Here is a 13,933-nt window from a genome sequence, read left to right as displayed (position 1 = left end):
TCAGGCGGGCGAATGCAGAAATGCCGGCATGGAGCCGCCCTCGGATCGTCTGGCGAGATAGAGGCGGGCGGTATCGAGCGCCTCTCGGATTGTCGCATCCATGTCGAGATAACGATACGTCCCAAGCCGCCCGACAAAGGTCACCGATGCTTCCCGCTCGGCACGCGCTACATAGTCGGCAAGCTGTTCCTTGTCCCGGACCAATCGAACGGGATAATAAGGAATATCCTGCGGGCCGCAGGCACGGGAGAACTCCCGGTAGCAGACGGAGCCGGCCTGCTCCTCCCACGGCGAAAAATGCTTGTGCTCGGTGATGCGGGTATAGGGCACCGAAACATCGCCATAATTCATCACCGCACAGCCCTGGTAGTCGCCGTCATAGGTGAAACGTTCGAAGTCGAGCGTCCGGTAGGCCAGGCGGCCGAATTCGAAGTCGAAATAACCATCGAGCGGGCCGGAATAGAAGACGTGTTTGGACGTCGGTGCTTCGGCGCGACGGAATTGTGTGCCGAGTTTGACCGTTATGTTCGGATGATCGAGGATGCGTTCGACCATGTCCGTATAGCCGGTTTCCGGCATGCCTTGATATTTGTGGAAGAAGTAATTGTCGTCGTAATTGAAGCGCACGGGCAGGCGTTTCAGAATGGAGGCTGGAAGGTCTGTCGGCGAGCAGCCCCATTGTTTCTCGGTATATCCCTTGAAAAAGGCTTCATAGAGTTCCCGGCCGACGAAACGCAGCGCCTGCTCCTCGAAGGTCTGCGGGTCGGTAATCGACTTGTTGGCCTTTTCCTCGATGAATGCCCGTGCTTCATCGGGCCGGAAGTTCCTGCCGAAAAACTGGTTTATTGTGTGAAGATTGACCGGCAGAGAATAGACGCGCTCGTTGCTGGTCGTTTTAACGCGGTTTTTGTAGGGCATGAAAGTCTGGAAGCTGTTCACATAATCCCAGACCTCCTTGTCGTCGGTATGGAAGATGTGGGGACCGTAAACATGGACCATAACGCCGGTCTCACCGTCACGCTCGGTGTGACAATTGCCGGCAATGTGATCGCGGACATCGAGGATATCGATCATATGGCCCGCAAGTGCCAGTTCCCGCCCAATGACCGCGCCGGAAAGCCCGGCGCCCACAATGACAATTCTTTCGTCCGCGCTCATTGAGAACCAATCCTGTTCATACTTCGCCCCATGGGCGGTAAGCCTTACATTGAAAGCTGCTGTGCGCGTTTCGGCCGAGCGGCGCCTAGGATCCCCGCTCAGCTGTTGGGTTTCTGCCAAAGACGGCGGTCATACGGGATGGGGGCGTAATCGTGCTGCTCGCGCAGCTTTTTCAGGTAGCGCGTGCGGTAAGCCTGTTCGTCTTCAAACTCTATGTTTTCCAATACGGCTTCCGCACCGATTTCATAGTAGAGGTCGAGATTGCAGAGATCCGGCACTGGCGTTTCACCGCGTTCACATTCACCCTGCATTTGCCAAAACAGCTCTTCCAGCCGCCTTGCCAGCGCGGGAATATCCCGCAACACACTCGTGTCGCGTTGCCGGGCGATCGCGTCTCTGACCTCTGAAAGGCTTTTACGGTCCCGTTCGAAGCCGATGGCGCGGGCGACATAGTCTTCCGGTGAGGAGCAGAGCATCTCCGGGACACCCGCTGCGGTGACGATGCTGCCGCAGAAGCGTGCTGCAAACGTCTTGCCCGACATGGTGAGGACGGGCAGCCCGGACGTTATCGCGTCCGCCGCGGTGGAATGCGCCCCATAGGGGAACGTGTCCAGAAACAGATCGGCAACACCGATGCGGGCAATATGCTGCGGATTGGGGACCTTCGGCGCAAATACGAGCCGTTCAGCGGCGACACCGCTTTTTTCTGCGATGTCTCGCAGGCGTTGATTGACATCCTCATCGCCGGTCAGCAGCCACAACAGGCTGCCGGGCGTCTGTGACAGGATCGTCATCCATCGTGCGAAGCAGTTTTCCGTGATCTTTTGCATGCCGTTGAAGCTGGCATAGACGAACGCATCCTCCGGCAACCCGACCTCCGCTCGACTCGGCCGGGTGGCGATGGGCCGCTTGCGGTCGAGCGGCTGATCGCACGCGATGCGCAGCACCTTTTCGGAGTAATAGATTTCGTTCTCCGGCGGGATCATGTAGCCGTCGGAGATCAGATAGTGATGGAACGGACTTCCCATAGATCCGGGGTAGCCGCAGAAACTGACGATGACCGGCGCGGGGCGATAGGCGAAAATCTTTGCGCGTGCGTCCTTGGTGTAGCCATTCACGTCGATCAGAATATCTATTTCGTCGGAGATGATTTGCGATGCGGCCGTGGCGTCATCCATGCCGTGAATATCGCGCCAGCAATGGACCGCAGCCTTGATCCGCTCTTGCGTGTTGTCTGTGCTGCGGACGTTGCCGCAATAATAGGCGAAAACCTCAAGGCTATTCTTGTCATGCAATTCCAGAACCTCACAGAGCGCGAAGCCCACGGCATGGTCGCGAAGATCCGATGAGAGGTAGCCGACGCGCAGAGGCTGGTCGGTTCCGGACTTCTTCTTCGACAATCTGCGTGGAAAACGGGTGAGGTCCGGAGGCGCGCCGATCAACGTTTTGCTGTAGCGATATGCCTTGGCCAGCTGGAACATCGGATCGTCGGCGTAGCAGCTTATTGTCAGCGACGACATTGCATCGAGCATCTTGCGGGAAGTGAGGTGGCCGGATGGTGTAAGCACCGGCCACTTGCACTGGCGCTGCCGCAGCGATGCCCAGTGCTGGCCCGCTTCGGGCAATTCCGGCCGTAGTTCGAACGCCTGCAGCAAAGTGGTTTCAGCCTCTTCAAGCTTCCCGGCAGTTTCGAGGACCCGGCCGATATTCTGCAGAATCATATGCCGATGCCCAATCGCCTCGGCGTCTATATGTTGCATCGTCTCGGCGCACAGGGCCCATTGCTCCACCGCCTGACCGATAAACCCGGCATCTTCAAGCACACGACCGAGATTGATGTGGCCGGGAGCAAATTGCGGATTGGCTTTCAAACAGGCGCGGAACGCCTGTATCGCGCCTGCGCGATCGCCGAGTTGATTGAGGGCGACAGCATAGTTGAAGTAGGCGAGGTGAACTGTGGGATTGTTGTCGTTGAACGCGACCCAGGTCTTGTAAAGCTCCACGGCGGCGGCTTTCTGGCCGACAGCGCTGAGGGCCTCGGTGAGCCGCAGCAGATCCATGAGACTTAACAGTTGGTTCTGTGCGAGATACAGCGCGCTGGGAGCGGTGGCATCGTTCGAAGGAGTGGCGTGGTTGGCGGTCATGACGTCCTGCGGAAACAACCTATTAATGGGCTGTTTTTAGCTATCTTGTATAACTTGCCTGTGGCTGGACGTGTTGAGATTGTATTGTCTGTCCGGACTAAGATCATGCCAGGCTCATACTGTCGAAATAGAAGCTTCTTCCAGTTTTACATCTTCGCGATGGCAGATATTCGATGTTCTTCTGGAGAATTTTGTAACTAAATGCATCGGCACTACGACGCGGCTTTTGGCCGCGTCGTCGTTTTCTGGTTCTTTTAAGCCTTACGCTGTCTTGTAGGCCTTGATGATAGCCTCGATCTGCCCGTCGTTCATTGCCCCCAGCTGCTGGGAAGAGAACGCCGCGGCGTTGGTACCGCCGAGACCGGCAAGGGTATCGGTGGTGAGGCCGCTGATGGCCTTGGCGCTGAGAGCCTTGATCTCGTCAGTGGAGAAGAGCGCCAGTTCGCTGCTGCTCAGGGTGGCGATCTGGGCGGAGCTGAGGCCGGTGATCTGATCGGAGGTGAGCGCCTTGATCTGATCGGTCGACAGGGCTGAGAACTGCGCGGAAGAAAGCGCCGCGATCTGTGTCTTGTTGAGAGCGGCGATGTTTCCGGTGCTGAGCTTGCTGGCGTCGAGGCCGGCGAGAAGCTTGGTGCTGATCGCCTTGATCTCGTCCGTGGAGAATGTGGCGAGAGCATCGGAGGAGAGGGCGCCCAGCTGTGCCGAGGACAGGGCCACGATCTGGGTCTTCGTCAGTGCGGCGGCATTTTCGGTGGTGAGACCCTTAAGGGCATCGGTGGTGAGACCGGCAATGGCATTTGCGCTGAGAGCCTTGATCTCATCGGTAGAGAAGAGCGCCAGCTCGCTGCTGCTCATGGTGGCGATCTGGGCGGAGCTGAGGCCGGCGATCTGATCGGAGGTGAGCGCCTTGATCTGATCGGTCGACAGGGCTGAGAACTGCGCGGAAGAGAGCGCCGCGATCTGTGTCTTGCTGAGAGCGGCGATGTTTCCGGTGCTGAGCTTGCTGGCGTCGAGGCCGGCGAGAAGCTTGGTGCTGATCGCCTTGATCTCGTCCGTGGAGAACGTGGCGAGGGCATCGGAGGAGAGGGCGCCCAGCTGTGCCGAGGACAGGGCCACGATCTGCGTCTTCGTCAGTGCGGCGGCGTTTTCGGTGGTGAGACCCTTGAGGGCATCGGTGGTGAGGCCGGCGATGACATTTGCGCTGAGGGAGCTGATCTCGTCGGTGGAGAAAACTGCCAGCTCGCTGCTGCTCATGGTGGCGATCTGGGCGGAGCTGAGGCCGGCGATCTGAGCCGAATTGAGCGCCTTGATCTGATCGGTCGTCAGGGCATCAATCTGGCTGGTATATAGCGCCGTGACCTGGGACGCTGACAGTCCGCTGACTTGGGTGGAGCTCAATTTTGCGATCTGGGACAGGGTTAGTCCCTTAAGGGCGCTTACCGAAATAGCACGAAGGTCGTCAGTGCTGAAAAGAGCAAGGTTATCGGTGCTCAAAGAGGCAATCTGAGACGAGGTGAGGGCTTTTATCTTGGTGCTGTCCAGGGCATTCACGTCTGCCGATGTCAGACCGGCGATTGCGGATGTGGAGAGCTTGGAAATCTGCACAGCAGACAATGAGGAAAGAATGGAGGTCATGAACGTGTCCTTGTACCGAAGGGCGACTGGTCATGCTTATCTGCCGCCAGACACTGCCCTTGATGACAGTGATCCGAGATCCGCAAATAGCGAAATTGGGGAGAACATGGCTCCTGTGAACCTGCGCTGGAAAGGCATCATGCAATTCGAGCCGGAGAATGGCCCGGATTTTCCACGCTAGCTTATGCGAATGCCGCTTAATAATTGTCGCCGCTTAAAATTTGGCGGCGTAGATTTCATATCAGTCTAACATTTAAATACGAGTTAATACTCAATGTATGTTTAGTTATTCTTGTTTTATGTTTATTTTATAATTTGATAAAGTAAATATATACAATAATACCATTGGTTTAAACGACAATATTAGACATATTGCAATGAATAGTAATTGTATTATTTTCTTTTTTGGTGCAGATCTCCAGAAAGTTCTGTACAAAGTATCCATCAATAAATGAAAATTGCAATCAAGTTCGTCGGACCACAATAGTGATCAGCCGCACTAAATTTTCGGCACGAATCCAGGTGCCGAAGGTGCAAAACCGGTTAAGTGCTGACTGCGTTTGCTTGAGGTGGCGCCATGTTTGGTTCAGTTCCGCGCGACGGCGGCACGGTGGCTACCTCCGCCTCTTCCTGCCTGACGGTTTCAATGCGGTACGCGAAGACTCTCCGTCCTAGTCCAGCATCACCATATAGGCCGGCAGTTGCTCCTCGAAGAATTTCGAGAAAGTTGCGATGCGGGGCGGCAGGGCCTGGTAGGGCGGATAATAGAGCGTCAGCCAGAGTTCCGGTGGGACCCAGCCCGACAGAACATGGACGAGCCGGCCACTGCGGATATGTTCGGCGATATTGAATCCCGGCAGCATGGCCACGCCTGCGCCATCGGCTGCCATATCGGCCAGAACCTCACCACTATTGGCGCTGAAGGCACGACCGGCCGTGATGGTGATGCTCGATCCGCCATCCGAGAGGAGCCAGTTTTCCCGCCGGCTTTCACCGCTATAGGCAAGGCAATCGTCAGGGGTAAGCTCGCCTGGATGTTTCATCTGCGTGAACCGGCTGCCCGGTGCCGCCACTAGGATTCTCGGCACGGCCCTGATCTTGCGCCAGATGGTGAATTTGTCTGATGGGGCCGACGAAATGCGGATCGCCAGGTCATAGTCGTCATCGACAATATTGACCATGCTGTCCAACAGGGAAATCTCGAAACACATTTTCGGGTACAAGTCGCGGAAACCCGACAGGATCGGCGGTAGCACCGTCTTGCCGAGCCATGTCGGCGCGCTGATCCTCAGCCGTCCCTCGTCGGCCTTGTGGGCATTCCTGACATCACGCCGGGCATTTTCCAGCGCCTCGACCGCCGGCTGAATCTGTGCGGCGAACACGGCCCCATCCGTCGTCAGGGATACCTGACGGGTGGTGCGGACAAATAATTGCACGCCGAGATCGTCTTCCAGCGCCGCAATGGCGCGGGTGACGGCAGCAGCCGTCATGCCCAGTTCACGGGCGACCTGCGCGAAGTTGCGCTTTTCGGCCGCCATCAGAAAGGTTTTGAGAGCTTTGTGATCGTTCATCTCGATTATTTCAAAAATCGCAATTCATTCGAGAGAAATATTGCAATTCACCGATGCAATCAAGCGGGTTACATCTTTGTCCATCGAAACGGGCACCAACGAAGAAAGGCGCCAATGATGATCAAGGATATCAAGGGCCTGCACCACGTCACTTCCATGGCCTCGGATGCGCGGCAGAACAACAGCTTTTTCACCGATACGCTCGGCCTGCGCCGCGTGAAGAAGACCGTCAACTTCGACGAACCCAGCGTTTACCACCTTTATTACGGTGACGAAAAGGGAACGCCCGGCACGGTCATGACCTATTTTCCCTTTGCCAATATGATGGCGGGCCGCCCCGGCGTCGGCGAGGTGGGTGAGACCCAGTTCTCCATCCCGAAAGGCGCGCTGGGCTTCTGGAAAGAACGGCTGATTGCCAGGGGTGTCGCCGGTATTCAGGCCGATACGGTCTTCGGCGCCAATCGCCTGCGCTTCACCGGTCCCGATGGCGATGGTCTCTCGCTGATCGAAACGGATAATGATGCCCGTGCCGCCTGGCTTGCCGAAGGCATTTCCGAAGACAACGCCATACGCGGTTTCACCGGCGCGCGTTTCAATCTCAACGACACGGCAGCGACCGAGGAGCTTCTTCGCTTCATGGGCTATGAACGGGCTGATGTCGACGGTGATGTCACGCGTTTCGTCATTCCCGGCGGTAACGGAGCCGATACGATCGATCTCGCGGCCCTGCCGAAGACGCCCTTTGCCCGTCCGGGTGCAGGTTCGGTCCACCACATCGCCTTTGCGGTCGAAAACCGCGAAAAGCAGCTGGAAGTGCGCAAGGCCCTGATGGACACGGGTTATCAGGTTACTCCCGTCATCGACCGTGATTATTTCTGGGCGATTTATTTCCGGACGCCGGGCGGGATCCTGTTCGAGATCGCAACCAACGAGCCCGGCTTCGACCGGGATGAGGATACCGCGCATCTCGGCCAGGCGCTCAAGCTTCCGAACCGGTATGAGCCTTTCCGCAATCAGATCGAGGCGAACCTGGTTCCGCTTGCGGCATAAGGCGGGCGTCTCACCCGCATCCACTAACCGATAATAACATCAGTACTCTTCCAAGACGGTTGCCCCTGCGTGGGCAGCCGGCCGGCGAAGCCTTGTCAGTTTCCACCGCCGTCAATCGGCAATCACCAGCAGAACGGAGAACCACCATGTCGAAGCTCGAAGTCCTTACCCCCGCCAACAGCCAGTTGATCTTCATCGACCAGCAGCCGCAGATGGCTTTCGGTGTGCAGTCGATCGACCGCCAGACCCTGAAGAACAATGTCGTCGGCCTTGCCAAGGCGGCCAAGATCTTCAACATCCCGACGACCATTACCACGGTCGAAACCGAAAGCTTTTCCGGCAACACCTTCCCGGAACTGCTCGCCGTCTTCCCGGAAAACGATATTCTCGAGCGTACCTCGATGAATTCCTGGGACGACCAGAATGTCCGCGATGCGCTCGCAAAGAATGCCGCCGGTGGCCGCAGGAAGATTGTCGTGTCCGGCCTGTGGACGGAAGTCTGCAACACCACCTTCGCGCTCTCGGCGCTGCATGATGTCGCGGATTACGAGATCTACATGGTGGCGGACGCCTCCGGAGGCACGTCTCTCGATGCGCATAAATATGCCATGGACCGCATGGTGCAGGCCGGCGTGATCCCGGTGACCTGGCAGCAGGTTCTGCTGGAATGGCAGCGCGACTGGGCCCGCAAGGAAACCTATGATGCCGTCACCTCGCTGGTGAAGGAACATTCCGGCGCCTATGGCATGGGCATCGATTATGCGGTCACCCATGTCCATGGCGGTGCAGAGCGCGTCAAGCACGGCAAGCGCATCGGCCCGAACCCCGCGAAATAAGCTTTCAACCATGCCGTGCCGGCGGGATTAATCCACGCTGGCGCGGCTTCATCCATCCAAGGAGGTTTCCATGAAAGTCTATCTTCTGTCCCTCGGCGCCGGGCTGCTGGTCGGCATCGTCTACAGCCTGCTTAATGTGCGCTCGCCCGCTCCGCCCGTCATTGCACTTGTCGGCCTGCTGGGCATATTGGTCGGAGAACAGGTCATTCCCTTCGCAAAGGCGATCATCGACAGGGAGCCGGCCGCCGTTTCGTGGTTCAACCAGATCAAGCCGCATATGTTCGGCCATATGCCGAAGGGTGGCGATGAAACAACGGCTCTCGCGCAGACGCGGCAGCCGACCAACCGGGAGAGAAGCTGATGCCGACACGACGCACTTTCCTCGGCGCGGCATCCAGTCTCGCCTTTCCGAATCTGTTTTCATCGGCCAAGGCTGCCGATCTCATCAAGAGCGGAGCTTCTTCCATGTATCCAGAGACCATCCTTTACAATGGCCGCGTCACGACGCTTGATCGCGGCAATCCGAACGCAACGGCAGTCGCCATCAAGGACGGTCTGTTTCTGGAGGTGGGAAGCGATGCCGAGGTCATGGCCCTTGCCGGACCGGAAACGAAGGTCATCGACCTCAAGGGCAAGCGCGTGCTGCCCGGCCTGATCGACAACCACACCCACGTCGTGCGCGGCGGCCTGAACTTCAACATGGAACTGCGCTGGGATGGCGTGCGCTCGCTTGCCGATGCCATGGACATGCTGAAGCGCCAGGTGGCGATCACGCCGGCCCCGCAATGGGTGCGCGTCGTCGGTGGTTTCACCGAACATCAATTTGTCGAAAAGCGCCTGCCGACCATCGAGGAAATCAATGCGGTGGCGCCGGATACGCCGGTCTTCCTTCTGCATCTCTATGACCGGGCGCTGCTGAACGGTGCGGCACTTCGCGCCGTTGGCTATACCAAGGACACGCCGAACCCTCCCGGCGGCGAGATCACCCGCGATGCCAACGGTAATCCCACCGGCCTGCTGCTCGCCAAGCCGAATGCCGGCATCCTCTATTCGACCCTCGCCAAGGGACCGAAACTGCCGCTCGATTATCAGGTCAATTCCACCCGCCACTTCATGCGTGAGCTGAACCGGCTGGGTGTGACCGGCGTGATCGATGCGGGTGGCGGCTTCCAGAACTATCCGGACGATTACGAGGTGATCCAGAAGCTGTCGGATGAGAACCAGATGACGGTTCGGTTGGCCTACAATCTCTTCACCCAGAAGCCGAAGCAGGAAAAGGAGGACTTCCTCAACTGGACGTCCTCGGTCAAATACAAGCAGGGTAACGATTATTTCCGGCACAATGGCGCGGGCGAAATGCTGGTCTTTTCCGCGGCCGATTTCGAGGATTTCCGTCAGCCGCGGCCGGATATGCCAGCGGAAATGGAAGGCGAACTCGAAGAGGTCGTCCGGGTTCTGGCGGAAAATCGCTGGCCCTGGCGTCTGCATGCCACTTATGACGAGACGATCTCAAGGGCGCTGGATGTCTTCGAAAAGGTCAACCGGGATATCCCGCTCGAAGGGCTGAACTGGTTCTTCGACCATGCCGAGACGATCTCCGATCGCTCGATCGACCGCATTGCAGCCCTTGGCGGCGGCATCGCCACCCAGCACCGCATGGCCTATCAGGGTGAATATTTCGTCGAGCGTTATGGCCATGGTGTCGCCGAAGCCACGCCGCCGATCAAGCGGATGCTGGAAAAGGGCGTCAACGTTTCGGCAGGCACCGACGCCACCCGCGTCGCCTCCTATAACCCGTGGGTGTCGCTGTTCTGGATGGTGACCGGCAAGACGGTGGGCGGCATGCAGCTTTATCCGCGCGCCAACTGCCTCGATCGCGAAACGGCGCTGCGCATGTGGACCGAAAAAGTCACCTGGTTCTCCAACGAAGAAGGCAAGAAGGGCCGCATCGAAAAAGGCCAGTTCGCCGATCTGGTGGTGCCGGACAAGGATTATTTCTCCTGCGCCGAAGACGAAATATCCTTCCTCACCTCGGAACTGACCATGGTGGGCGGCAAGATCGTCTATGGTGCCGGCGATTTCAGGGCGCTCGACGAAAGCAACATTCCGCCAGCCATGCCCGACTGGTCGCCGGTCCGCACCTTCGGCGGTTATGCCGCCTGGGGCGAACCGCAGGGCGCCGGAAAGAACTCGCTGAGACGCGCGGCCATCTCTTCCTGCGGCTGCGCCCATGATTGCGGTGTCCATGGCCATGACCACGCCGGCGCTTGGACATCAAAGCTGCCGATCGCCGATCTGAAGGGCTTCTTCGGCGCGCTGGGCTGCTCCTGCTGGGCCGTCTGAGGCTCGTCAGACGAATGAAATCAAATGGGCAGCGGAGTGCTGCTGCCCATTCTCCTGCGCGAACACCGGAAACCCGGTTTCCATCCAGTATTGCAAATAACGCAATTATCTCGAAACTATTGATGCAATTGTTGGCGATAATTGTTTCGGTCAATATCGCTCCATCACATGAACCCAGCGCCGCTCGACCCGACGGCCAATCCCAGGAGCACTAGAATGACCGATCCATCTTCGACCCTTCGCCTTCGCGGGCTTCTTGCGGATATCGTTGCCGCGCCCGCCACCAAAACCCTGGCGCTTCTGGCGCTGTGCTCCGCTTATATTCAGGGGCCGCTCACGAAGATCTTCGATTTCCCCGGCGCGATTGCGGAGATGAACCATTTTGGCCTGCAGCCGGCGGCCGCATTCGCCGTCGTCGTCATCCTGTTTGAACTTGCCGCCTCCGCTCTGGTGGTGTCGGGCTTCCTGCGCTGGGCCGGTGCCCTTGCACTTGCTACCTTCACGCTCCTTGCCACCTTCATCGCGCTGCGGTTCTGGGAAATGGCGCCCGGTATGGACCGCATGATGGCCACCAACGCTTTCTTCGAACATCTCGGTCTGGCCGGCGCCTTTGTTATCGTCGCTGCAATCGATCTTACGAAAGGAACGGGCAAATGAGTGCCGCAAAATCCTCCGCAAGCAGCTTTGCTCCTCTTGCGCAACCGGTCTTCGCCGTCCTCTGGGCCGCGACGGTGCTCGGTAATACCGGCAGCTTCATGCGTGATGTTGCCAGTTCCTGGTTGATGACCGATCTTTCGGCTTCGCCGGCGGCGGTCGCCATGGTGCAGGCGGCCGGAACCCTGCCGATCTTTCTTCTGGCAATCCCGGCCGGTGTGCTGACGGATATTCTCGACCGTCGCAAGTTCCTGATTGCGGTCCAGCTTCTGTTGGCCTCCGTCAGCATCACCCTCATGGTTCTTGCCCATACCGGCCTGTTGTCCGTCAGCGCCCTGATAGGGCTTACCTTCCTCGGCGGTATCGGGGCAGCCCTGATGGGGCCGACCTGGCAGGCGATCGTGCCGGAGTTGGTGAAACGAGAGGATGTCAAAAGCGCGGTGGCGCTGAACTCCCTGGGTATCAACATCGCCCGTTCCATCGGCCCGGCCGCAGGCGGCATTCTGCTGGCAGCCTTCGGCGCGGCCTTCACCTATGGCGCCGATGTTGCGAGTTATTTCGTGGTCATCGCCGCGCTTTTGTGGTGGCCCCGGGCGAAGAACGCCAATGATGCGCTGCAGGAGAACTTTTTTGGCGCCTTCCGTGCGGGTCTGCGATACACGCGTGCCAGCCGGCCGCTGCATGTCGTCCTGCTGCGCGCCGCGATCTTCTTCGCCTTTGCCAGTGCCGTCTGGGCGTTGCTGCCTTTGGTTGCCCGGCAATTGCTCGGCGGTGACGCAAGCTTCTACGGTATTTTGCTCGGCGCGGTCGGGGCAGGTGCTATTGGCGGCGCACTGGTCATGCCTAAGCTGCGTGAACGTTTTGATGCCGATGCCCTGCTTCTGGGCGCCGCCATCACGACCGCCCTCGTCATGGCCGGCCTGTCGCTCGCACCGCCAAAATGGCTTGCCATCGTCATCCTGCTGTTCCTCGGCGGCGCCTGGATCACGGCGCTGACCACTCTCAATGGCGCGGCGCAGTCCATCCTGCCCAACTGGGTGCGTGGCCGTGGCCTTGCCGTCTATCTCACCGTCTTCAACGGTGCCATGACGGCGGGCAGCATCGGCTGGGGCGCCGTTGGCGAGGCCGCAGGCGTGCCGGGTACGTTGCTGATCGGTGCAGCCGGCCTGTTCGTGGCGGGTCTCGTCATGCACCGCCTGAAATTGCCGGCTGGCGATGCGGATATGGTGCCGTCCAACCATTGGCCCGAACCGCTCGTTGCCGAGCCCGTGGCCCATGATCGCGGCCCGGTTCTGATCCTGATCGAATATAATGTCGAGAAGCATCATCGCTCCGCTTTCCTGCATGCCTTGGATGAGCTCTCCCAGGAGCGCCGCCGTGACGGGGCCTATGGCTGGGGTGTCACCGAAGACTCCGCCGATCCGCAGAAGATCGTCGAATGGTTCATGGTGGAATCCTGGGCCGAGCATCTTCGCCAGCACAAGCGGGTTTCCAATGCGGATGCGGATTTGCAGGGCAAGGTGCTTGCTTACCATTCCGGGCTGGAAAAGCCTGTCGTGCGCCACTTCCTCACGATCAACCGTCCGGGAAAAGCATAAACAGGAAGGGGCCGAAAGGCCCCTTTTTCGTTCTCGTTTTTTAAAGCCCGCCGGTTATTGCGCGATCCGCCCCAGCACCCGGCTCAATGCCTCTTTCAGCGCACTGGAGCCGCCCTTTCTGCCGAAATCGTGCATGACCTGCTCGTTGAGGCCGCCCTTGGTGGCGAATTCGCGGCTCATCTCGGTGAAGTCAGCCTTTCCGCCGGAGAGCAGGGCCACCTCGGAGAGACCAGCAAAGAGGGGCGTGACATAGGAACGCGCCTTTTCTTCCGGCAGGCCGTTCTCCGCCAGCCACTCCGTCGTCGTTTGCATGATGCCGAAATAGGTGGCCATCAGCGCGCTGGCGGCGGCCAGAAGGTCGTATTCCGCTTTTGTTTCGCATTCCACAGCATTGCCGAGCACGTTGAAGATCGCCGCGGTATCCGTATCGGCGGGGTAAATGGCGGTGACGCCCTTGCGCCGGGCAACGAAGGGCAACGGGATCGCCTGGCTGAGACGCACATCCGCGCCGATCCAGTCCAGAAGTGTGTCGCGGCTGGTTGCAGCCACGACGCTGATGACCTTCTGCCCGTCCCGGAACCGTAAAGGCCGGATGACCTCTTCGGCGATCTGCGGACGGATTGCCAGCACGACGGGATCGCAGCCATCAACGATCATCTGATTGTCACCGGAGATGATCACCTGCGGAAAATCGGCGGCAAGTCTGGCCGAGATATCGGCACTGCGCTGGGACACCATGACATGTGGTACGGCGGCGGGCTTGGCAAGCAGGCCGCGCACCATCGCGTCGGTGATGGCGCCCGTTCCGATAAAACCGATTTTCTGGGGAAGGGACATGAATACTCCACCACGGCGAATGGACCGACAGAGGCATCGGCCGTGCCATTTTCATCCGATGCTAAGTTTTCCGCCGGGAATTGTCGACAAGCAGAGCGCGTTAATTT

At 58.8% G+C, this 13,933-nt stretch carries 11 protein-coding genes; 6 read left to right on the top strand and 5 right to left on the bottom strand.

Features of this window, described 5'->3' with window-relative positions:
- The 4 genes from glf to O3S81_RS24555 all read right to left on the bottom strand — a co-directional run bounded on the left by glf (window position 1) and on the right by O3S81_RS24555 (window position 6,508).
- On the bottom strand, window positions 1-1,158 hold the full coding sequence (gene glf / locus O3S81_RS24570; RefSeq protein WP_269347430.1) for a UDP-galactopyranose mutase: 1,158 nt from the start codon (window positions 1,156-1,158) through the stop codon (window positions 1-3).
- Window positions 1,159-1,256: 98 nt separating this feature from the next.
- Window positions 1,257-3,302 carry an O-linked N-acetylglucosamine transferase, SPINDLY family protein gene (locus O3S81_RS24565; protein WP_269347428.1) on the bottom strand — a complete coding sequence of 682 codons (2,046 nt, stop codon included), beginning with the start codon at window positions 3,300-3,302 and terminating at the stop codon, window positions 1,257-1,259.
- 261 nt (window positions 3,303-3,563) lie between these two features.
- A complete protein-coding gene (locus tag O3S81_RS24560; RefSeq protein ID WP_269347426.1) occupies window positions 3,564-4,937 on the bottom strand; it encodes a hypothetical protein in 1,374 nt (457 codons plus the stop codon).
- 671 nt (window positions 4,938-5,608) lie between these two features.
- Complete coding sequence (locus O3S81_RS24555; RefSeq protein ID WP_269347424.1) at window positions 5,609-6,508, bottom strand: LysR family transcriptional regulator; 900 nt, start codon at window positions 6,506-6,508, stop codon at window positions 5,609-5,611.
- A 117-nt stretch (window positions 6,509-6,625) separates the two neighbouring features.
- Here O3S81_RS24555 and O3S81_RS24550 point away from each other — a divergent pair, with 117 nt between their 5' ends.
- From O3S81_RS24550 to O3S81_RS24525, 6 genes are all read left to right on the top strand, one after another.
- Window positions 6,626-7,558 carry a VOC family protein gene (locus tag O3S81_RS24550; protein ID WP_269347474.1) on the top strand — a complete coding sequence of 311 codons (933 nt, stop codon included), beginning with the start codon at window positions 6,626-6,628 and terminating at the stop codon, window positions 7,556-7,558.
- A gap of 146 nt (window positions 7,559-7,704) precedes the next feature.
- On the top strand, window positions 7,705-8,394 hold the full coding sequence (locus O3S81_RS24545; protein WP_269347422.1) for a hydrolase: 690 nt from the start codon (window positions 7,705-7,707) through the stop codon (window positions 8,392-8,394).
- 70 nt (window positions 8,395-8,464) lie between these two features.
- Entirely contained in the window at window positions 8,465-8,755 is a 291-nt protein-coding gene (locus tag O3S81_RS24540) for a XapX domain-containing protein (protein ID WP_269347420.1), read from the top strand.
- Window positions 8,755-10,737 (top strand): amidohydrolase, encoded by a 1,983-nt coding sequence (locus O3S81_RS24535; protein WP_269347418.1) that lies wholly within the window; start codon window positions 8,755-8,757, stop codon window positions 10,735-10,737. The genes O3S81_RS24540 and O3S81_RS24535 overlap by 1 nt, the downstream gene beginning before the upstream one ends.
- Before the next feature lie 216 nt (window positions 10,738-10,953).
- Complete coding sequence (locus tag O3S81_RS24530; RefSeq protein ID WP_269347416.1) at window positions 10,954-11,394, top strand: DoxX family protein; 441 nt, start codon at window positions 10,954-10,956, stop codon at window positions 11,392-11,394.
- Window positions 11,391-12,989, top strand: coding sequence for an MFS transporter (locus O3S81_RS24525; RefSeq protein WP_269347415.1), 1,599 nt, complete (start codon window positions 11,391-11,393; stop codon window positions 12,987-12,989). Before O3S81_RS24530 ends, O3S81_RS24525 begins: the two co-directional genes overlap by 4 nt.
- A gap of 54 nt (window positions 12,990-13,043) precedes the next feature.
- On the opposite strand, the gene O3S81_RS24520 is transcribed toward O3S81_RS24525, so the two are convergent.
- Window positions 13,044-13,826, bottom strand: coding sequence for a pyrroline-5-carboxylate reductase (locus tag O3S81_RS24520; RefSeq protein WP_269347414.1), 783 nt, complete (start codon window positions 13,824-13,826; stop codon window positions 13,044-13,046).
- Window positions 13,827-13,933 lie beyond the last annotated feature (107 nt).

It is taken from the genome of Agrobacterium sp. SOY23 (assembly GCF_027212525.1).
GTDB lineage: Bacteria > Pseudomonadota > Alphaproteobacteria > Rhizobiales > Rhizobiaceae > Agrobacterium > Agrobacterium tumefaciens_I.
This window is presented reverse-complemented; position numbering and strand designations above follow the sequence as displayed.